The sequence below is a fragment of the Mesorhizobium sp. M7A.F.Ca.US.010.02.1.1 genome (genome assembly GCF_004023085.1).
GTDB lineage: Bacteria > Pseudomonadota > Alphaproteobacteria > Rhizobiales > Rhizobiaceae > Mesorhizobium.
The window spans coordinates 125,815-147,462 of sequence record NZ_RZRV01000014.1; the positions used below are offsets into that span (position 1 = coordinate 125,815).

Below are 21,648 nucleotides of genomic sequence, written 5' to 3' on the forward strand. Positions count from 1 at the left end.
TCCTCAGGCGCTCTTCGCCCCATCCGCCTTCCGCAGCGACGCCTGATGCACCAGCGAGGTCCAGCTGTTGGTCGAGGCGAGGTGGCAATAGAGCAGGCCGAGCGCGCCTGATTTGCGCAGGTCGAGAAACGCCTCGTCGCTCAATCTGTTGAAGGCCGGCTCGTCGATCACCTGGAAATCGGTGAGGTTGAGCACCTCGCCGCCTTCCAGCGTCACCTTGCTCTGGCGCGGTGAAAACAGGCTGTGTGCATCGATCTTTTCGACCATCTCGCGGGTGGCTCTGAAGTCGATCTGGAACTGGTTGCAGAAGGCGAGCGCCTGTTTGGTCGCTTCGGTCGGCTCGTTGCCGGTGAAGAACGGCAGGATCTTGTCATCGCGGGACGGCGCCGGCAACTGGTCGACGACCCGGTCGCTGGCCCGTTCGACGCACAGCGTCAGCCGGCCGGCCGATGTCGGGTCTTCGGCCAGGACGAAGGGATAGCGGCGGACATAGGCGGGGATGTAGTGCGGCGCGGTCCATTTGCCGTCGGCATCGACGAACAGGTTCTCGTTCTGGCGCACGCCGGTGATGATCACTGGCGACTTGGCCGGGCCGATAAAGACGATCGGGTAGGATCGCATCGCCGCCGGCATTTCCGACGCGACCACCGGAATGGCGTGCGCGGAGCGGGCGAAGCCGAAGTCGCTGCGCGCGGTCAGGCCAAGCGAGCCGTGCCGCGCCGGATTGAGCGCCTCGGGCCTCGAATAGAACAGCGGCAACGCATCGCCCGTCACGTTCGTCTTTGCATCCGCCATCATCCGTCTCCCGCACGCCCATCAGGCTGCCAATGGTCCCGAAGCCGGGATCTATGCTTGTTTGCGCTGCTCTTGGGTCGAAAGGAATCCCGCGCAGGAACAAAGTACTACAGCGTCTCTTGCGCGCATAAAAGGACAGGCGGTGCTGTATTTTGGGATGCGGCGGTCGATTGTCTTGGGGAACACGACCGCCGGCCTGCCCGCCTCTGGACAGCTTGCGGCGAAGCGGCGACAGTGCCTCCGCTGGAGCAAATTCCAGGAAAAGTGTGGAGCGGTTTTCCCTTGGCAATTGCGAAGAAACAAAAGCCGGATCAGCGATCCGGACGCTGAACCGCTCCAGCGGACAGATTGAGGGAAACGGAATGGCGTCGGTGTCGGATTTCGAGCAGGGACAAACCTTCACCGTCGAAGCCGGGGGCCGGCAGATCCCGCTCGAACTGAGCGCGGTCAAGCCCATCGCCGCCAGCCCGCGCCCGGGTGGCGGTTTCTCGCTGCTGTTCAAAGGCCCGCGCGATATCGCGCTGCCGCAGGCGACCTATCTTTTCACGGGGGAAAGCGGCAGCCACGAGATCTTCATCGTGCCGGTCGCCGCCGATGCGGCCGGGCGGCTGTACGAGGCGGTGTTCAACTAGAGGCTTGACGCAGGGAGGGTCTGATCGCTTCGAAATTAGCTGAAGCCTCTCCTCTTCGTTCGTCATCCTAGGGTCTGCGCCGCGTCGCTCCGCTCCTTGCTCCGCCCTAGGATGACGAAGCTGGTGAGAGCCGCCGCTTGCGATGCTCGCCGTCACATACCAGCCCCGCCGCCCCCGGCGCACAGTCCATCAGGTCATAAACGCCCTTGTCCTCGACGACCGCGAAGCCCAGCGCGGCATAAAGCCGTCTCGCCGGATTGTGCTTCTCGACATGGATCGATGCTGATTTGCCGGCTAACCATGCCTCGTCGATGAGGTCACAGAGCAGTGCGGTGCCGTAGCCCTTGCGGCGATGATGCGGCAGGAAGGCAATGTCGATGATGCGGTGCTGGCTTGGCCAGCGCTCGACATAGAGGCGGCCGATGTCTTCGCTATCGCGTTCCACCACCAGCCAGTCGGCCTCGGGATAGTGTTTTCGGTAATGCGCATGCTGGGCCTGGAACTGCATGCCGAGGAATTCGGCCTTCTGCGCCTCGCTCCACGACGTCACTGCGAGTTCTTCGAAGCGGGTCGAGGCATAGAGCCGCGACAGGAACGGCAAATCCGCTTCCGTCGCAGCGCGGAAGCCGAGCCCGGCCGTGTCAGACCGGGGCCAGACCGGACGGGCCTGCTTCGCTTGCGCCACGCTGGCGTAAATCAACCGTCAGACCGGCGGCGTCAGGTCGCGCACGACGACGATCTGCTTGAGATTGTTGTCGGTCAGCGACGTCCAGTTATACTCCCATTCGGAACTGTCGATGCCCATCTGGTTGATCGTCCACAGGCCGTTGGTGCCGTCCGGCATGAGCGCCAGGCTGAACAAAGCGAGCCGGCCGTCGGCATTGTAGTTGAGCGTCAGGCGCGTCGAGCGAAGGGATGCGCCGAAATCGCGCCATCCCGACCAGTTCTGGGTATAGGCATCCCATTGCGCGTTGAATTGGAGGAAGTGCTGCTGGTCGGCGGCGACCAGCACGATATCGCCGTCGCCCTGGATGCCGGCGGCAAGCGCAAGGTTGGGCGCCCTGGAGTAGCCGGGTGTCGCCCACTGCGTCCACGTATCCGATCCGGCGGGCATCTGGCGCGTGTGCAGCACCTGGCCGTTCTGGGTCAGGGCGAACAGATTGGTGGCGCCCAGCGGGCCGACGACCGGCGCCATCTCGATGAAGCCACCTGTCTGGGTCGTGTCGATCTGCACCCAACCCGTCCAGTCGGCGGCCTTCAGGGCCTGCGCCTTCGCCTGCTGGCAGCGATAGAGATGCAGGTTCGAATTGATGCCGAACAGGGCGATGCGGCCGTCGCCCTGGCGTATCGCCGAAACCGTCACCAGCCCGCCGGGGATCTGGATCCAGTCGCTCCACGGTTTGGCCGGCGGCGTCAGCACGTCGACGGTGACGACGATCGGTGTCGTCGTGCCCGGCGGCGTGATGGTTTTCTGCACCTGCACGATCTGGTCCGGATTCTGGTAGATCCACCAGATGCGGCCCTGATTGTCAGTGACGAAGACCTCGATGCGGCCGTCGGCATCGCGCGCCATCGAAAGCTTCTGATAGGAGGTGGCGCCGGGCGGCGTGCCGATGCCCATCGGCGCGGTCCATTTCTCGACCGGGCCGATCTGGTTGGCGTCTTCGGTGATGAAGGACAGATTGGTGGTTCCCGATGGCTGCGCGACCACGGCGACACGGCCGTCCTTGGTGAGGCCCGCCGTCATGATCACCCAGGCGCCGGGCGCGATGAACGACCAGGCCGAAGGCCATGGCCCGTTCGGCGAAAGCTGCGCCTTCTGGATCAACTGCCCCTTGGCGGAATCGATCCCCACCACCATCAGCCGCGACAGTTCGAAAAACGACGTGCCGGCCGGCTTGTGCTGGTAAATGGATGGAGGGCTGGACGGCGCCGGGCGGACACTGGCCCTGGAAGCCGCTTTCGGCGCCGGGGCTTTCGCTGCGGGGGCCTTCGACTTCGGTTCTGCGTTCTTGGCCATCGTACGGTCCTGCCCTTTTAGTTCGGAATTCAGCTTCTTGGCGGGAAGACGCCTTGCAGCGCGATGCAGAAATAGCAGGTGAGATAGGGCTGCATATTGTTATGCGGCTGGTCGCCGCCGGCAGGGGGGAGCGCTTGAGGGCTCATCTGCGTCAGGTTGGCCGCCGGGGTATAGATTGTTGCGTTGGTGGATTTGGCCAGGCTTCGCGTCGAGGACGGCGCATTGAGTTCGCCCAGGTCGATGTCATGGTCGCGCATTGCGTGGGTGTGGTTAGGAATCTCCGATTCGAGCAGGCTTACCGTTTCCGTACCGCCGGTCTCGCCGAGATCGTGCAGCGAAAGCCCTGGTCCTTGCCCCGGGTGCATCGGCGAGCGGCCCTGAAGGTCGGGCAAGGCAAAAGTGCTTTTGCCATTGCCGCCATAGGTCGTGCCCAGCAACGAGAACAATGCCGTGTTCTGCGACAGCGGCAGCAACTGCCCGTCGCACCACGCCCAACCCCTGGGCGCGAAATAAAAGGGGAAGATTCGGATTTCGGCGACGAACGGGTCAGCCATGATGTCCCTCTCAGGTCGGCGACGGAAAGATGCCGAAAAGTGAAATGATAAAGCTGATGCAAAGATACGGCTGGAAATTGTTGTGCGGCTGGCTGCCGCCAACGGCTGTTACAGCCTGCTGTGCCATGTCGGTATCGGTCGTGTCCTGGATGTATGGCAAGGCGCCACCGCCAATCTGTGCAACGACCTTCCCGCTGGGACTGGTATCTTGACCAATGTTCAGGGACGCGACCATCGGATGGCTGTGTGACGGAATCTGGGAAATTGTCAGATTGACTTCCTCTATGCCTCCCGTCTCCGCAAGGATGAAGCCGCTGCCCTGATGGAGCGGAACACGGCCTTGCAGGTCGGGCAGCGCAAAAGTGCTCTCGCCATCGCCGCCATAGGTCGTGCCAATCAGCTGGAACAGTGTCTCGTTCTCCGAGATCGGCAGAAGCTGTCCCTCGCAGAACATCCAGCCGGCCGGCGCAAAATTGCCGGCAAACATGCGTATCTCGCCAACGTAAGGCTGTGCCATGGTCGCGCCTCCTTAATTCGGCGAAGGGAAAATGCCCTGCAGGGCAATGCAGAAGCTCAGCGTCAGGAACGGCTGCATGTTGAGATGCGCCTGACTGCCGCCGATGCTGGTAATTGTGCTCGGGCTCAGCGTCGTCACGTTCGCGAAGTCGCTATAAAGCCGCCCCGGAACCACCCCCAAAACGTTCCCCGCACCATCCTGGCTACTACCGGTGTTTGTGCTTGCCTGCGCAACGTGAACGTGTGTCGGTATTTCGGAAATCGACAGCGTATGGCTTTGCTCGCCACCGCGCTCGCCTAGTGTGTGACCGCTCCCGACGTGGATTGGGATACGTCCCCGATAATCGGGCAGTGCGAAATTGACCTGGCCGTCACCGCCGAAAGTGGTTCCGAGCAGTGAGAATAACGCCTGGTTCTGGTTGATTGGCAAAAGCTGCCCGTTACAGAGTGCCCAACCCTTGGGCGGGAAGACAAATGACATAATCCTGATTTCCGATAGAAATGGCTCGGCCATGTCTCGCGCCCTCATAAGATATCAGTAGAATACACGGAACGACACAAAAGTCTACTTAGCTCTCTAACAAAATAGGTACTTTATAAAATAATAGACAGTATTTAAATAACGAGAGGCGCAGGAAGACAGTACACATCCAAGGCTGTAGATCATCGCACCAAGATCACGGCACTGAACCGGCCGAGTGGTGGCCTTTCTACCTCATCAGCGTCGTCATCACGGGAACGGCGGCGTGGCGAGCCCGGTAAATCCGGTCGAGTCGGCCGTCGCAGTTGATGCAGAAACAACTGTATTGCGGCTGTTCAGATAGGCGATGGCGGCGGCCAGATCCGTGGGGGCCCCGGCATAGCCACTAAGGTTGATCGTCCCGTTGTTGCGTTGACGTACCCGGATGTCGCCGGCCGCCATGGTGCCGCCAAGCGAATGCGTGAAGGTGTTGGCCAGAGCGCCGGCGCCGCCTATGTTCAAATCGATGGATGAACCATCTCCCGTCGGCGACGTGATGCCCGACTGAACGAGAATGCCAGCGACTGCATTTCCGGCGCCATCCAGTTTGATGTCAATCGCGTTGCCGGTTATCTGGGCCAGGATGCTGCCGGCGCCGTCCTGTCCGGTCTGGACAAGGATGGCGCGTTGCGAGCCGGCATAATCGATGGTGTTGTTTTTGATCCCGACCCGCATGGCGCCGCCGCCGGCATTGATTACCGATATGCCATCAGCTGTCAGCCCGTTTGCGACCGTGATGGTGTTGTTTTCAATTCGAGCGTCAAAAGTGAAGCCGTTGTCGAACGCCGAGCCGAGTAGGCTCACCACGACGAAGTCGCCCGTGGCCGTACTGCTCAGCGTGTTGCCGGTGGCGACGAGGCTCACATCGCTGTTGTCCCCGGCGCTGACGGACAGCTGATCGTTGTTGCTGCTCGACGTGCTGTTGATGACGTTCAGGTTCATCGTGGAGCTGTCGAACGCATCGGCGACGATTCCACCGCTGAAGTTGTTGCTCGAATTGGCACCCGAGAAGTTGATCGTGGCGTTCGACGTTCCACGGATGCCGAACAGATACCCGCTGCCAAGCACGGCGCCGGTCGAGCTGCCGCCTGAAATCGTCAGTGCGAGCGTGCCGGACTGGGTCTGCAGCTGGAAGTTGTCGTCGCCGCTGCCTGTGATCGTGGTGCTGGTGACCGCGCTGGTGCCGGACATGTTGTAGAAATGGATGCCGTCTTCGTCCGCGCCATTGCCCGCATTCGATATGCTGCTGTTGCTGAGCGTGAAGTTCGAAACAGTATTGCCGTTGATGCCTTGCTCGGCGCCGCCCGAAATGGCGATCCGGTCCAGCGTCGCCGTAGAGACGTTTTGAAGGTGGATGGCCGCGTTGGTCGCGAGGTTGTCACCGGTCGAAAGCCCCGAATTGTCGGCATCGAGATCGTCGGTGCCGGCATTGGTGAAATTCATGTTCTTCAACGTGATGTTGCTCGCGCTGATGAAACTGGCGCCGCGCCCGGTTGTGTTCTGAATAGTGCCGCCCGAGCCGGCGGTGGTGCCGACGCCTGTAACGGTCAATCCAGCCGAGCCCGTATTGTTGAGCACGATGCCGTTGGTGCCGCCATTCGCCGAAATGCTCTGGAAATTCAGCCCGCTGGCACCGATCGTCGTGTTGACGACGTTGAGCGCCGTGCCTGTGCCGGAGGTGATCGTGTTGCCGGTGCCCTGCACCGTCACCGTCCCTCCGCCCGTGGCGCTGAAGCCGCCGCCGCTCGTTGTGTTGATAATCAGCCCGCCATTGGTGAAGCTGATGGTCGCGCCGGGGTTGCTGGTCAGGATGACGGCGGCATTAACACCGGTCGAGAGCGTCTTGACCGCGCCGCCGAAGTTGATCGTGCCGCCGGCGTTGCTGAGCACGGCAATGCCCAGCCCGCCATCGCTGCGAGTGATCGTGCTGGCGCTGTCGAAATTGACCGAGCCGCCGGCCATGCCGCGGATGTTGGCGACATTGCCGCCAGGATTGGTGATGTCGACATTGTTCAGGTTGACGACCGCGCTGACGTCGTCATTGCCTGGCGTGCCCTGGTCGCCGTCGACGACAAAGGCATGGTTCGCAGCCCCCGCGTCGGTCTGGATGGCGACATTGTTGAAGGTGTAGGTGCCGGTCGCGTTGTTCAGCGAATCGCCGAGAATGGTGATGCCGGCCGTGCCCGTCAGGCTGGCATTGTTGACGGTGACGCTGCCCGCCGCCCCGTCGATCACAATGCCGGTGCCGCCGGTGTCGTTGAGCCCGTTCGCCACGGCAGTGGTGAAATTCACCGAACCGCCGGCGGTGTCGGCGACGACGATCATGCGCTGGCCGGCGGTGGCTTGCGTGATCGTGCCGGCATAGGTGACGGTGGCGGTGCCGCCATTGACATTGAACGCGGTGCCGCTTGGGCTGATGATCGAGGTGCCGGTGCCGAAATTGAACGTGCCGCCCGAGCCGTTGAGGATGTCGACGCTGGCATTGCCGCCATTCAGCGTCGTCGTGCCGACGAAACTGTAGATGCCGTCCGCATTGTCGAACTGCAGGCCGGTGCCGTTCGTCGCCGACAGCGCGCCGGTGGCGAAGTTGAGCGTGCCGCTGTGGCCGCCCGCGACGCTGACCAGGGTGGCATTGTTCGACTGACTGACATTGCCGGTATAGTTGAGGTTGGCGGTGCCGCCGCTGACGGCGATGGTTGCCGCGCTGCCGCCGACCAGCGAGCCGGCGCCGAGATTGATCGTCCCCGACCCGATGACGTTGGTGAGGACGACGGCGCTGTTGCCGCCGGCGCCGTTGCTGGTCGAGGAAAAATTCATGCCGGTGGCCGCGACGGTGACGCCGCTCAGGTTCATCGCCACACCGGTGCCCGTGGCGATGGAGTTGCCCACGCCGGTGACGCTGACCGGGCCGGAGCCCGTGGCATTGAAGCCGGCGCCTGCCGAGGTCACGATCGCCAGCCCGCCGCCGTTGAAATTGACCGTCACCGGGGCGCTGTTGCCGGCAATATCGACGCCAAGCCCGCCGCCGCTCATGCCGATGGCGTAGCTGGCGCCGCTGATGTTGTAGGTGCCGCCGGTGTTGGCGGTGATCGATATGCCGGTGCCCCCACCGGTAAAGCTGTTCGAGGCGCCGGACACCGTCACCGTGCCGCCTGCATTGTTGTTCAGCGATACGCCCAGCCCGCTGGCCGTCAGATTGCCGCTCAGTGCGACGAGGCCGGCGCCGGCAAGCCGGCTCTGGACATTCAGCGCCGGACTGAATGCGCCCGAATTGTTGACCGTGCCCGAATAGCTCACGGCAGCCGTACCGCCGACGACATTGAACGACGCGCCCGTCGCCCCGCTGAGCGCGCCGGTGCCGAGATTGAGCGCTCCGCTGACATTGGTCAGGCTGACATTGTTGACGCCGCCGGCCGACGAGGTCGAATCGAGCGCGATGGTGGCGGCGACACCGGAGAGATTGATCGCTGTGCCGCCGGTTGCGTTCACCGTCTGGGCGGCAGCCGTAGCGGTGATGCCCATCGTGCCGCCGGTGGCGAGAATGCCGGTGCCGGCGGTGGTGTCGATGGTGACGCCATTGGTGAAGCTGGTTGTGCCGCCGGCCTGCGAGAGACCAACGCCGCTGGTCGTGTCGATGTTGGCGAGACCGGTGACGTTGAGCGTGCCGGTCTGGACTCGGATGCCGCCGCCTGTGTTGGGGACGGTGACATTGTTCACCGTCACCGTGTTGAAGTTGAAGGTGCCAGTGTTGGTGTTGATGGCATCGATGCCGAAGCCCGTCGTGTTGGTGATGCTTGTCCCGCCGGTGACGGTGAAGGTCCCGGCGACACCGTCGAAGATGATGCCGTTGGTACCGCCTAGGGCGCTGACGGTGGCAAACGTCATGTTGACGGTCAGCGGATCGAGATCGAATGCCGCGCCGTTGTTGGTGGTGACCACGCCACCGCTGTTGTTCAGCGTGAAATTGGTGGTCTTGGTGTTGGCGATGACACCGGTGCCGCCATTGTTGGCAAGGCTGAGCGTGCCCAGATCAAGGGTACCGCTGGTGTTGGTGAAGCTGAGGCCATTGCCCTGGACGCGAGCGCCTGGGTTACCGATGCCGAGCGTGCCGGCACTGACCGTGCCGCCGGCGCCGTCGGAATCGAAGCGGACATTGTTGAAGGCGATGCCGCCACTGCCGGCGCCGCCGGTCACCTTGTTGCCGGCAAACGACCTGATCGCAATTGAGTTGTCGGTTGCATTGATGTTCTGACCGGCGAAGGACGCTGCGAGGCCGGAGCCGGTCGATTGCAGCGTGTTGCCGTCAATCGACAGCAGAAGCGTATTGGCCGGAGCTCCCGTGGTGGAGAAATCGAGCGCGTTGCCGCCGGCGGCGATGGTGTTGTTCCTGACGAAGAAACTGGAGGCGCCGGTGGCGTTGGCGGCAACGCCCGCACCGGAACCGAGATTGCTGACGATCAGGTTCTGGATGCCGCCCGTGAAGATGCCGCTGCCTGATGTCGCCAGGTTGATGACCTGCGTGGCGTTGTTGCTCTGCAGGACCGGCCGCAGCGTGTCGATGCCCCCCGGCGCCGAAATGATCGGCGAGTTCTGCACCGTGGTGAAGTGGAACGCGGCGGAGGCGCCGCTGCTGGTGTCGACACCGAGCTGCGAAACATCGACCGCCGCGTCGCCGCTCTTGAAGGCGAGCAGCACCTGCCCGTCATCGAGGTTGAACGTGGTGCCACTCAGGTCGATGGTTTCCTGGGCGCCGTTGACGTTCTTGTCGATCAGCACCACGACGTTGGCCGTGGAAGCCTGTGCGCCCGCGTAACTGCCCGGATTGGCGAGGCTGCCGTCGCCGGTGCCGCCTTCGGTGACGTAGTAGACGCTGATCGATGACAGGTTGGAAACGTCGCCGGTGAAATTGACGTCGTTGAAATTGTAGTCGCCATTGGTCGGCAAACTATCGGTGGTGTGGATGACGTGGCCGCCGGTGGTTGCGATCGACGACTCGGCCGGGCCGGCGCCGTCGCCGAACACCAGCCTGGCGTTGGTGGCGCTGGAGAACTGCACGCCATAGCCGACATTGGCGATAGTCGATTTCTGGCCGGCCGGATTGTTGTTGACGGTGTCGCCGAGCTGGATGGTGCCCGTGCCGGTGGTGCCGGCCATGTCGATTCCGATCGTGCCGGCGAAGCCGCCGCCGTCTACATCAAAATCGTCCGCGGTGATGTTGCTCGCGCCGAGCGCCGCGCCGTTGAGGTCGAGGCCGACCGCATTGGCGGCATTGAGCCCGATGGTCAGGCTGGCGAAATTCAGCGTCGAGCCGAGCGTGCCAGAGACCTGGACGCCGGTCGTGGTGACGCCCTGCAGGTCGACCGCGCCGAGATTGAGGGTGCCGCCGCTGACATTGTTGAGCGATATGCCGGTCGCCGCGCCATTGACCGAAATCGTATCGAACTTGATACCACCGGCGCCGACCGTCGCGCCTTTCGCCCCGGCGACGACCGCCGTCGCGTCGCCAAGCTTCAGCGCCGTGCCCGTGCCGGTGGTGATGGTGTTGCCGTCGCCGGTGACGCTGATCGTGCCGGGGCCAAAGGTGCTGGCGGTGAAGCCGGCGCCGCTGCTGGTGGTGATGACGAGGCCGCCATTGGTGAAGTTGAGCGTGCCCTTGGTCTGCGGGTCCATCACGTACGACGGTGCCTTGACGATGGCATCGTTGGCGCCGGTGTTGAATATCTTCGACGTACTAGAGAAGGTGACCGTGCCGTTGGCCGAGCCGCCGATGGCGACACCCTCGCCACCGCTGTGATCGATGGTGCTCGAAATATCGTATATGCCTTCGGCATGGCCAAAGAAGTCGAAGGCCGTCGATGACGTGGTGGAAACGACGGAACCGCTCATGTTCAGACGGGTCGCATCGCCGCTGGCGCTTATCACCGATCCCGCACCGACCGTGATCGAACCTTTGTAGGTCAGCGTGGTGAAGGCCAGGTCATTGCCGCCGCCGAGGCTGATAGCCGAGACGGTGGTGTTCGTGATGCTGGCGCTGCCGTTGACGCCGACGTTGACGGTCCCGCCCTGCGAGCTCTGTATGATGCCGAACTGGCCGCCATCGATGGTCAGGGTGGATCCGGCGACATTGGCGATGTTGACGGTGCCAACCTCGGGACCGCCGATATCGAACCCGGCATATTGGACATCGAGATCGATCGTGCCGGTGAAGTTGACCTCCCCGGTGCCACTCAGGGCGTACAGCCAGGCGCCGGTGTATCCAGTATCCCTCAGGCCGCCGATGTTGACATCCCCGACGAGATTGGCGCCCAACAGCGTCACGCCGGCACCGCCGGGGTCGCCGGGAAGAGCAGGGATCGTGGAGTCCGCCGAGATGCTGTCGAAGGTAATGCCGGCGCTGCCGACATTGGCACCATACACCACAAGTCCGTCGCTGCCGGCATTGATCTCGTTGCCGGCGCCGGTGACGGTAATGATGGTGGAGGTTGCGCCAGCCGGGCCTAAATCGCCAATTGCGACGAAGCCCGCCCCGGTCATTGTCGTTATAGCAAGGCCACCATTGGTGAAGTCGATCGTGCTGTTGGTATTGAGTGCCGGGACGGCTGAAGCGTAATTGCCAATGATGCCCAAGCTCACGCCGTCCGTCGCGCCCGAGCTGATCACCTTGCTGGTGCCCGAGAAGGTGATCGCGGCCGCGTCGTTGCCGGCAACGACGATGTTGCCGCCGGCCGCCGCATTGGTATCGGTGAGATTGCCCGACAGCGTCACCGAGCCGCCGGTCATGCTCTGGATCGACACCGCGGCGCCCGTGCCGTTGCTGGCGATCGTGCCGCCATAGGAAATCGTCGCGTTGCCGCCGCTGGCTGCGGTCCCCGAGCCGACATTGAACGACGTGCCCGAACCGGTGTTGGTCAGCGTACCGGTGCCGAAGCTTGCCGTGCCGCTGAGGTTCTGCAGGTCGACGCCGCTGCCGGAAGCGAATGTGGCACTTGTCGAGGCGAAGTTGATACCGGCCGTGATGCCGTCGAGCGCCGCCGCCTGCGCGTTGGTGGCGTTGATCGTGCCGGTCACGACATTGACCGTGCCGCCGCCGGTGGCGCTGAACGCTGTCACGTCGTTCGTGGTGATGTCGACATCGGCGAAGGTGATCGTTGAGCCGGCATTGCCTGTCAGCGAGACGCCATTGCCGCCGACCGTCACCTTGTCGGTGAAATCGACCGTACCACCGCTGCGGTTGGCGATCGAGATGCCGCCGCCGGTCAGCGTGCCAGCCGGTCCGCTGTTGGGCAAGGTGCCGCGCGTGACCGTGATGTTGCCGGCGCCGCCATCGACGTCGAGCAGCGTGCCGGCAACGTTGATGTTGTTGTCTGTGATCGACAAATTGCTGTCGAGGCCGACGACCTTGAACGCGGTCTGGCCCGCGGCGACGTTGGTGATCGTGACGCCTTCGATGAAGATGCCGCCGGCATTGTCGACGATCGTACCTTGGTCGACAAGGAAGACCGAGCCGCTGCCGCCGCTGAAGTCGAACGCGGTGTCGCGCACATGGTTGCTGCCGAGCAATTGCAACGTATCGCCGCCCGTGCTCTTGACCACGCCCTCATTGCCGGTGACGTTGCCGCCGGTGGCGCCGAGATTGCCCTGGACATTGATCGGCTGGATGGTGCCGGAGGTGAGGATCGAGCTGCCGTTGCCGAAGCCGGTGATCGACTGGCCCGAATCGAGCGTGAACGGCGTGGCGCTCAGATCGACCGTGCCGACAAAGGCGAAGGTCAGTGTGCCGGTCATGGCATCGGCCTGGGCGGCCGTGACCGTGGTCACCGCGGCGCTGAGCCCGTTGGTGCCGGCGGCGATCACGCCACCGCCCTGGGAAATCATGACGACCGCGCCGACCGCGCTGGCCAGATGCGCGTTGCCGGTAAAGGCGACGTCATCGAAATCATAATTGCCGAGCGTCGGATCGAGCCCGATCGTGTTGACCGTATAGCCGCCGGCGGCCGCGCTGATGAAGGATTCCAGCCCGTCGCCCGCATTGCCGTCGCCAAAGGTGAAATTGGCGTTGGCCGACGTCGCCGTTGTGCCGCCGGACGACAGTTCGACGCCGACGCCGACCTTCGAGATGCTGGAGCCCTGCAGGAAGGTGATGGTCTTGTTGCCGATGGTCGACGACAGGTCGATGCCGCGCGAGGTCAGGTCGTCGGTGCCGGTGATCGTCGTCACGCCGAAATCGGCTGTCGTTGACGAACCGCTGAAGTCGATGCCGGTCTGGTTGGCGCCGGAGCCCATCGTCACATTGGTTGTTCCAAATGTGACATCGGCATTGGTCAGGGCGAAGTTGATGCCGGCTGGACCGACGGTCGAACCCATCGTCACGCTGGTGGTGCCGAAGGTGACGGCGCCGGCATTGTTGGTGATGTCGATGCCATTGCCCGTGGCGCCCGACACGGTCACCGCCCCGAAGGTCGCCGATGCGGTGCTGGCGACATTGGCGACGGCCAGGCCAGTAGCCGTCGCGCCGGTGATCGACAGCGGAGCTGTGACGTTCAGCGTCGCGGTGCCGGCAAGGCCGGTGACGACGGCGCCACCGCCGCCCGTCGCAGACAGCGTCGAGCCGATGAAGCTGATCGCGCCGCCGACCGGGGGCAGCGACGAGCCGATCGCGAAAAGATTGCCGGTGCCGGTCGAGGTGATGCTGCCGCTGAAGGTCACCGAGCCGCCGGTGGTGCCGTCGACCTTGACCGCCGTGCCTGGCGCGGTTGCCGAGCTGAATATGTTGGCTGCTACACCGATTGTCGCGCTGCCACCGGAAATGACGACACCGTCGCCAACGCCCGAATTGGTGATGGTGCCACCGAGGATCGTGATCGAGCCCGTGTTGTTGGTCAGGCTGACATCGGTGCCCGCGACATTGGTCGTCACCAAATTGGTGATGGTGAAGGTCGATGACGAAGCGTTGATTGCAACGCCGTTGATGCCGGCACCGGTGCCACCGATAGTGACATTGCCACCCAGGAACTGGCCGCCCGAGACGGCATTGAAATTGAGCGCTGTGGCTGCCACGACGCCTGTCGTGATGCTGTCGAACGCCATGCCGCCGGTGCCGATGGTGACGCCGTCGAGATAGATCGCGTGGCCGGTGCCGGTGGTGATCCGCTCCGTGCCTGCGGCCGCGACTGTGATCGTGCCGCCCCCGGTGGCGCTGAAGCCGGTGCCGATCGTCGTGGTCAGATCCAGCCCGCCGGTGAATTTGATTGTGCCGCCGGTGTTGCCACTCAGGTTGATCGCGAAGGCGGTGGCGGTGCTGGCGGTGATCGCTCCGCCGAACGTGGCGCTGCCGCCGCTCATGCCGGAGATCGTCACCGCGCTGGTAGCAGCGGTCTGGTTGATGGTGCCGTTGTAGGTGACATTGGGCGTCGAGTTGCTGATGGAGAAGGCGTTGCTGCTCGTGTTGGCGATGGAACTCCCGACCCCGAAGGTCAAGGTTCCGCTGGAACCGCCGACGATGCCTATGCCTACGCCGCCGCCGGTGATGTCGAGATCGTCGAAGGTGGCGATGCCGTCGAAATTGTTGGTGGACAGCGCGGCACTGGTGGCGTTGGTGATCTTGGTGTTGCCGGTGAAATTGACGGTCGCGCTCGAACCAACAAGCGCGATGCCGGTTTGAGATGCGGTCTGGACGGTCAGGTCGTCGACCGAGACCGTACCGGTCACTCCATCGAGGAACAGGCCGGTAGCGACATTGCTGACCGTCACGCCTTGGACGGTCAGGCCATTGACGCCCAGGCCGTGTATGCCGGCGGCGGCGCCACCGGAAATATTGAAATCGAGCAACGTGTTGCCGTTGCCCAGCGTCACGACATCGCCGCCGCCGGAACTGGTCAGCGTTGCCGCGCCCGCGGAATCCGAGATGGATTCGTCATGATGGACGTTGGTGCCGGTGACATTCAACGGCACCCCGCCGAGCGAGAACTCGCGGCCGTTGCCGAACGAGGCCAGTTCCTGTCCGTCGCTCAGCGAGAAGCCGGTGGCGTCGTCGATTGTCCCGCGGTTGACCAGCACAATGATGGCGTCGCTGGCGGTAATGCTGTCGGCATAATCGATCGAGGCGAGGTCGGTGATCGACGTGCCGCCGCCCGAAGCCCCGGCCGCGACGAAGATATAGTTGCGCAGATCGTAAAGTTGCAGGCCGGTAAACTGTGTCGTGCCGAAGGCGTAGTGGCCGCTGCCCTCATTGAGCCCGCGCGCATCGAGCGAGGCGGTGATGCCGGAGATGGAGCTGGAATCGCCGCCGAAGGTAAATTCGGCGTTGGCCGTGGCCCCCGGCGTGCCGGCTATGCCCAGCCGCACGCCGGTATCGACATTGGTGATGACGCCGCCATCGGTGATGGTGATGACCGCCCCGCCAACACTCGGTGAGGTCAGGTCGATGCCGATCGAGCCGGCAGCACCGGTGCCGGTGATGTTGAGCGACTGCGCGGTGAAATTGGTCCTGGATCCGGAGAAGTCGAGGCCGGTGCCGACACCCAGTCCGGAGATGACGATGTTGCCGGCGACCACCGCCGCATTGACGCCGGCAAACGAGATGCCGTCGGCGCCGGGGTTGGTGATGCTGATGTCGCCGAAGCGGATCGTCGCCGGCGAATCCGAAATGGCGATCGCTGGTCCGGTCGTGTTGGAGATCGTCGTCGCACCGTTGACCGTGAAGCTGCCCGCGACATTCTCGAGCACGACACCCGACGTGCCGCCGCTCTGGCTGATCGAGTCCAGCACCACATGAGCGGTGATCGGATCGATGAAGACGGCGGTGCCGCCATTGCCCGATATTGTGCCGCCGGTGGTGGTGAACGTCCCGCCGGTCGAGGTGCCCTGCACGGTGATGCCGCGGTCGGTATTGTCCTGCGCATTGACGGTGGCGAAGGTGTAGGTGCCCTTGCCGGTGATATCGAGACCGTCGTCGAGATTGCCCTGCAGCAGCGTCGTGCCGGTGAAATTGTAGGTGCCGTCGCCGTCGATGTGCAGACCGTCGAGGCCGTTGCCGGTGGCGGTGAAGTTGGAGCCGGTGATGCCGGTCGAGCTGCCCGTGAAGTCGGCGCCGTTGCCGCCCGCACCGGTGACCGTCACATTGGTCAGCGTCGCGCCGGTGATGTTGTTGCCCAAAATGCCGTTGGCGCCGCCCGTGATGGTGATGCCGTTGAGCGTGTTGCCGTTGCCCAGCGTGATGACGGGGTTGACGACGTTGGTGCCCTGGATCGTGCCGTCGCTGCCGCCCAGGTTGAAGGTGCTGGTGCCGCCACCGAACAGCCTGGCGGTGACGCTTTCGCCGCCGCCGATGACGGTCTGGCCATTGGCGAGCGTCACGCCGCCGGTCGTCAGATTGCCGTTGCCGCCAAGCGCGACGACAAAGCCGTTCGCACCCGACTTGGTCACGGCGTCGTCCAGCGTCGTCGGGTCGGCCAGCGTGCCGGCGCCGGCGAGGCCGCCGTCGGCGAAATAGAACTTGCCGAAGGCGGCACTGGTGGCGGCGTTGATGGCGATGCGCGTGGTCGTGCCGCCGGTCAGCGTCTGCGACTGGACGCGGACGCCGATGTCGCCACGCACCCGTTCGTTGACGCGCTTGCGAAGGCCTTCGCTGACCGGATAGACCGGCTCCGCCCCGCTATCGGTCCCGTCTGCATTGTCCGAGCCGCTGCCAGGATTGAACGGGATGTTCAGCCGCACACTGCCGGCGAACTGGGTGTCGTCGCGATTGTCGTTGCGGACCTCGCCGGCGAAGACCAGTTCCGTGTTGCTGCCGAAGACATCGCCGATCGTATACTCGAACCCGGCCTTGGCGCCGGTGACGCTGCCGTCGTCGCCATGCGGATCCTCGAAATGATAGCCGCCGATGTCGAGCCGCAGCGAATGCTTGTCGGGCAGGGCGACCGGCACCTGCGCACCGATCTCGCCCTCGATGCCCCACGCCGCGTAGTCGCGGTGGTCGATGACCGAGATCTGCTCGATCAGCTGGTTGCTGACCATCGACAGGGTCGAGCTGGCCGAGTGATCCGTTGAATCGCCCTTGATCGGCAGATAGACGTTCACATGCGCATCGAAATGAGGCGTGATCGCCTCGGCGCCCAGCGTGGCGGCGGTGAACTGGGTGGAGTTGTAGTTCTCGATGTTGAGGTAGGCGTAGCCGCCGATCATCAGGTCCGGGTTGACGATGCGGCGAATGCCGAGGCCGACATCCTGGCCGAAACCATCCTTGAAATCGTGCTTGGCCCGGACATCCAGGAACAGCACGGATTCGGCCGTCTGCTTGAGCGGGATGAAACCTTCGAGCGCGGCGTTGCCGCCATTGTTGTCGGCGCCGATGATAGCGCGGATCTGCGGCTGCCACAGGCCGTTCGGATCGGCATGGGCCGCCAGACCGGAAAGGCCGAGCGCCAGCGTCGTCAGCGCCGTCGTCTTCCAGAGATGCCTGGCGATTCGCGAACGGCGATAGCCGGCGCGAGCGTGGAAATCCTCCCCACGCGCCGCTATCTCACCAACTTGCCGAGAAGTCTCGGTAGTTCCCATCCCTGGCGAGTCCTTCGGGGACTACACGCGCCCCGTGTAAATCCTTAATCGAATTCTATTGTATAGCGAGTCTCGGGCGCTCCGATTTCTGAAAGCTCCCTGTAAAATTGTTCGCTGTATCCGAAAGGTCACAGTAATTTCGCCGGCTTTCTTGCCTCCGGTCGAGCTTTCGAAACAGTCGCGGGTGTTGTATCAAGCCGTGCTCGGGAGAATACCGGGCGCGGTGAGGAAACATGCAAGACGTCCGGCAAAATAACATGACAGCTACTTTAGCGAAGTCTAATTTACTTGGCGTGGCCGCGGGGCTGACCGCCCTGTGGCTTGGTCTGGCCGCCGGCCCAGCCCTTGCCGAAGATGCCAAGCCGGCCCAGCCAAAGCCGGCTGAAAGCAATGCAAAACCGGCCGATGCCAATCCATGGGCAGTGAACTGCTCCAGCGGTTCGGCGACCAGCGAGCTTCAGTGCCAGGTTTCGCAGAACCTGACCGAGGCCAAGACCGGGCAGCGCGTGCTGACCGTGACCGTGCGCCGCGACAACGGCAATGGCAGCCTCGCCATGCTGCTTGCCCTGCCACACGGCCTGTTCCTGCCGTCCGGCGCCTCCTTCCAGATCGACCAGGGCCAGAAGACGACGATTGCCATCCAGACCAGCGACCAGAACGGCGCTTATGCCGCCACGCCGCTGTCGGCCGATCTCATCAAGGCAATGAAGTCCGGCACCAATCTGAACATCGGCATGGAATCGGTCACCCGCAAGCCGGTCACCATCCCGGTGTCGCTGGCTGGCTTCACGGCCGCCGTCGCCAAGCTGGAATCGATCAAGTAGCTGCTGTCAGCGGCTTGATTGTCGATGCGCGGAGTGCTTCGTTGCCGCTTCGAACAGTGGGGAAATCATGACAGGCTTTGTCGATCGCAGGCGCGCGGCGCAACTGATGAAGCGCGCGGGCATCGCGGCGCTGGTGCTGTGCGCACCCGAGGCCTTCCACTATGCGACCGGCGCCTCGATCGGCCCGGCGGGACTGTTCCGGCGCGCCGGCGCCGGCTTCGTCGTCATCCCGGCCCGCCAAGGCCTGCCGATCGGCGTGGTGGTGGCGGATTTCAATGCGGGACAGTTGCAACTGGCTCTGCCCGACGCCGTCATCCGCAGCCACCCGATCTGGATCGAATTCGCCACGTTTGACGCCTCGAGGCCAGCGCAAGGGCTGGCGCGGCGCATAGTGGCCGGCTTTGGCTCGTCCGGCTGGACGCCTGCCATTACCCGGCCCGCTACATTCGAGTTGGCCAATTCCGTCCATGAGCTGAAGCAGATCCTGACCGGCTTCGGGCTCGAGCGCGCAACGATCGGCGTCGATCTCGATTTTGTTCCCGCCGCTGATTTCTCCGCCATGCAGGCGCTGCTGCCGGGCTGCACGATGGTCGACGGCTCGACCGTGCTGGACAGGCTGCGGGCCGTCAAGTCGCCGCGCGAGATCGATCTGCTGCAGCAAGGCATCATCCTGTCGGAGGCCGGGCTGGAGCGGCTGCAGGTCGATGCCATGGCCGGCATGCGTCAGGCCGATCTCATTGCCCTCTATCGGCAAGGCGTCGCCACGGCCGCGGCCGGCCTGTCCCATCCGGTCGCCACAGCCGAATATGTGACGCTCGGCGCCCGGCTCAAAAGCACCGATGCGAAAGCCATGCCGGGCGATCCGCTGAAGTGCGACATGGTCTGCACGGTCGGCGGCTACGCCTCCGACATGTCGCGCAACTTCACCTTCGGGCCGCCATCCGCCGAGCAGGCCGAACTGCACGCGATCGCCGAGCGGACCTTTGACGACGGGCTGGCATCCCTTGTTCCGGGAACCACGCTCGCCCAAGTGCATCGCGTGGCCACCGACAGCCTGGCGCGGCAAGGGCTGCGTACCTACCGCCGCGGCCATTTCGGCCATGGCGTCGGCCAGTCGGTCTTCTCAGAGCAATGGCCGTTCATTGCGGCCGACAGCGATGTCGTGATCGAAGCCGGCATGGTGCTGGCCTTCGAAATCCCACTCTACATAGACCGCCTCGCCAGCTTCAATCTCGAGGACCAGTTCCTGATCACACCGGACGGGCCTGTTGCCATGAATCGTCTGCCGAGACGGTTGGAGAGGATTGGATAGCCGGCTTTGAGTCTGCACGCTGGAGATTGGCCGAAGCCTCCCCACCTTCGTCATCCACGGGCGGAGCAGGAGCGAAGCTCCGTCGCGGAGACCCGAGGATCCATGCCGTGACCTTGGCCGAGGAATGCAGCGGAGCAGAACTCTTCATCGTAGCGACGCTTTGAAGTCGCGGCATGGATCCTCGGGTCTGCGCTGCGTCGCTGCGCTCCTTGCTCCGCCCGTGGATGACGAAGCGATGGGCGGATTTGGCCAATCTCGAAGCCGCACGCGGTGCCCAGCACCTACCCACTCACCGGCGGCCGCCGCCCCTTCCACGGCATCTCCTGCTCCAACTGCGCCGACGCGGCCAGCACCGTTGCCTCGTCGCCGTAGCGGCCGACGAGCTGCACGCCGATCGGCACGCCGCCTTTCGACCAGCCGAGCGGCAGCGAGATCGCCGGCTGGCCGGAGATGTTGAAGGGGAAGGCAAACACCGAGTCCGCCCATTTGGCGTTGTAGCGGTCGATGTCGGTTTCCGACATGTCGTAATAGCCGAGCGGGCGCGGCAGCTGCGTCAGGGTCGGGGTGATGAAGAGATCGTAGGCGCCGAGGTCGCCGACGATGTCGCGGCCGACCTGCCTGAGTTGCTCGACATCGGAGATGTGCCTGATGCCGCTGGTCGAGCGGCCGCGCTCGATGATTGCCCAAGTCACCGCCTCGACATCGCCTGGCGTCACCGGCCGCCCCACCACCGTCTCAAGGTAGTCGAACGTCGCCGCCGTCTGCACGCAGGTCATGTTGGTGTAGGTCTTCCACACAGCATTGGCGTCGAGCGGCATGTCATGCTCTTCGACGTGGTGGCCGAGGCGCTCGAGTGCCGCCACGGTCGCCAGCACCGCCGCCTTCACCTCCGCATCGATCGCCGTGCCGTTGGGCGGCGTGACGGAAAAGCCGATGCGCAGCTTCTTTGGCGCTCGCGCCGAGAGGCTGAGCCAGCTGCCATCTGGAACCGGCGGCGTGTAGGGATCGCCGGGCAGCGCGCCGGCAACCGCATCGAGATAGGCCGCGGTGTCGCGCACGGTGCGCGAGCAGCAGAGAAAATAGGCGCCGCCGTACCAATAGTCGCCGAACGGCGCGAGGCTGACACGTCCGCGCGACGGTTTTAAGCCCACAATGCCGCAGCAGGAGGCCGGGATGCGGATCGAGCCGGCGCCATCGCTGGCCTCGGCGATCGGCACCATGCGCGACGCGATGGCCGCGGCAGCGCCGCCGCTCGAGCCGCCGGGCGTGATGCCTTCCTTCCACGGGTTCTTGGTCACACCGTAGAGTTTCGGCTCGGTGGTGATCGACCAGCCATTTTCCGGCGCGTTCGACTTGCCGACCAGCACCAGCCCGGCCGCCTTCATGCGGCGAACGACCTCGGTGTCGAAATCGGCAACGACATCCCTGAGGTAGAAAGAAGAATTGGTGTTCGGCGCCCCGGTCCAGGACGAGGCCAGCTCCTTGAGCAGGAACGGCACACCGGCGAAGGGCGCTGATGTGTCGACCGTTTCGGCCTGCGCCCGCGCCATGTCGTAGAGGCGATGGATGACCGCATTGAGCGCCGGGTTGAGCCGCTCGACCAGCGTGATCGCTGCCTCCACCAGTTCCGCCGGTGAAACCTGGCCGCTGTGCACCAGTCCGGCCAGGTCGAGCGCGTCGGACTCGGCATAGGTTTTCAGCAGACTTTCGGTGACCATGTCTCTCTCCCAATTTTTCAACGTCGTTCGTTGATCTTGCCAACGTTTGGCGCCGCCTCCCGGCACCCTCTGTCGAGAGGGACCAAGGCACTCAAGAAACCTAGCTTTTCGCCCTACGAATACCCCCACCCCTAACCCCTCCCCACAAGGTGGAGGGGGATTCTGTAGGCGCTGAACTCGGCAAATCACAGGCGTTTAACAC

Annotated in this window: 11 protein-coding genes; 3 read left to right on the plus strand and 8 right to left on the minus strand. The window is 63.9% G+C overall.

The genetic code is table 11. The annotated features are described in order from the left end of the window. Positions 1-3: 3 nt before the first annotated feature. Positions 4-795, minus strand: a complete 792-nt coding sequence (locus tag EOA19_RS17410) for a SapC family protein (RefSeq protein WP_128304310.1) — start codon at positions 793-795, stop codon at positions 4-6. Positions 796-1,061: 266 nt separating this feature from the next. Between EOA19_RS17410 and EOA19_RS17415 the strand changes: the two genes are divergently transcribed. Next, positions 1,062-1,427, plus strand: a complete 366-nt coding sequence (locus EOA19_RS17415; RefSeq protein ID WP_245273203.1) for a hypothetical protein — start codon at positions 1,062-1,064, stop codon at positions 1,425-1,427. A gap of 106 nt (positions 1,428-1,533) precedes the next feature. Here the strand turns inward: EOA19_RS17415 and EOA19_RS17420 are convergent, their stop codons facing one another. The 6 genes from EOA19_RS17420 to EOA19_RS17445 form a co-directional block, all read right to left on the minus strand. Beyond that, positions 1,534-2,127, minus strand: coding sequence for a GNAT family N-acetyltransferase (locus EOA19_RS17420; protein ID WP_023810882.1), 594 nt, complete (start codon positions 2,125-2,127; stop codon positions 1,534-1,536). A gap of 3 nt (positions 2,128-2,130) precedes the next feature. Further along, on the minus strand, positions 2,131-3,447 hold the full coding sequence (locus tag EOA19_RS17425; protein WP_128304311.1) for a hypothetical protein: 1,317 nt from the start codon (positions 3,445-3,447) through the stop codon (positions 2,131-2,133). 29 nt (positions 3,448-3,476) lie between these two features. Then, on the minus strand, positions 3,477-4,001 hold the full coding sequence (locus EOA19_RS17430) for a tail fiber protein (RefSeq protein WP_128304312.1): 525 nt from the start codon (positions 3,999-4,001) through the stop codon (positions 3,477-3,479). A 10-nt stretch (positions 4,002-4,011) separates the two neighbouring features. Beyond that, positions 4,012-4,518: a tail fiber protein gene (locus EOA19_RS17435; RefSeq protein WP_128304313.1), complete on the minus strand. Its 507-nt coding sequence runs from the start codon at positions 4,516-4,518 to the stop codon at positions 4,012-4,014. A gap of 12 nt (positions 4,519-4,530) precedes the next feature. Then, positions 4,531-5,031, minus strand: coding sequence for a tail fiber protein (locus tag EOA19_RS17440; protein ID WP_127297636.1), 501 nt, complete (start codon positions 5,029-5,031; stop codon positions 4,531-4,533). A gap of 216 nt (positions 5,032-5,247) precedes the next feature. Continuing rightward, complete coding sequence (locus EOA19_RS17445; protein WP_206638050.1) at positions 5,248-17,592, minus strand: inverse autotransporter beta domain-containing protein; 12,345 nt, start codon at positions 17,590-17,592, stop codon at positions 5,248-5,250. Positions 17,593-17,849: 257 nt separating this feature from the next. Here EOA19_RS17445 and EOA19_RS17450 point away from each other — a divergent pair, with 257 nt between their 5' ends. Both EOA19_RS17450 and EOA19_RS17455 read left to right on the plus strand, forming a co-directional pair. Then, complete coding sequence (locus EOA19_RS17450) at positions 17,850-18,416, plus strand: invasion associated locus B family protein (RefSeq protein ID WP_245273202.1); 567 nt, start codon at positions 17,850-17,852, stop codon at positions 18,414-18,416. A gap of 67 nt (positions 18,417-18,483) precedes the next feature. Further along, positions 18,484-19,728, plus strand: a complete 1,245-nt coding sequence (locus tag EOA19_RS17455; protein ID WP_128304314.1) for a Xaa-Pro peptidase family protein — start codon at positions 18,484-18,486, stop codon at positions 19,726-19,728. A 281-nt stretch (positions 19,729-20,009) separates the two neighbouring features. On the opposite strand, the gene EOA19_RS17460 is transcribed toward EOA19_RS17455, so the two are convergent. Beyond that, positions 20,010-21,446 carry an amidase gene (locus EOA19_RS17460; RefSeq protein ID WP_128304315.1) on the minus strand — a complete coding sequence of 479 codons (1,437 nt, stop codon included), beginning with the start codon at positions 21,444-21,446 and terminating at the stop codon, positions 20,010-20,012. Positions 21,447-21,648: the final 202 nt, after the last annotated feature.

Coding starts and splice junctions, on each gene's coding strand:
- EOA19_RS17450 (WP_245273202.1), top strand. CDS start 17,850: ATGACAGCTACTTTAGCGAAGTCTAATTTACTTGGCGTGGCCGCGGGG.
- EOA19_RS17460 (WP_128304315.1), bottom strand. CDS start 21,446: ATGGTCACCGAAAGTCTGCTGAAAACCTATGCCGAGTCCGACGCGCTC.
- EOA19_RS17440 (WP_127297636.1), bottom strand. CDS start 5,031: ATGGCCGAGCCATTTCTATCGGAAATCAGGATTATGTCATTTGTCTTC.
- EOA19_RS17430 (WP_128304312.1), bottom strand. CDS start 4,001: ATGGCTGACCCGTTCGTCGCCGAAATCCGAATCTTCCCCTTTTATTTC.
- EOA19_RS17435 (WP_128304313.1), bottom strand. CDS start 4,518: ATGGCACAGCCTTACGTTGGCGAGATACGCATGTTTGCCGGCAATTTT.
- EOA19_RS17410 (WP_128304310.1), bottom strand. CDS start 795: ATGGCGGATGCAAAGACGAACGTGACGGGCGATGCGTTGCCGCTGTTC.
- EOA19_RS17445 (WP_206638050.1), bottom strand. CDS start 17,592: ATGGGAACTACCGAGACTTCTCGGCAAGTTGGTGAGATAGCGGCGCGT.
- EOA19_RS17455 (WP_128304314.1), top strand. CDS start 18,484: ATGACAGGCTTTGTCGATCGCAGGCGCGCGGCGCAACTGATGAAGCGC.
- EOA19_RS17425 (WP_128304311.1), bottom strand. CDS start 3,447: ATGGCCAAGAACGCAGAACCGAAGTCGAAGGCCCCCGCAGCGAAAGCC.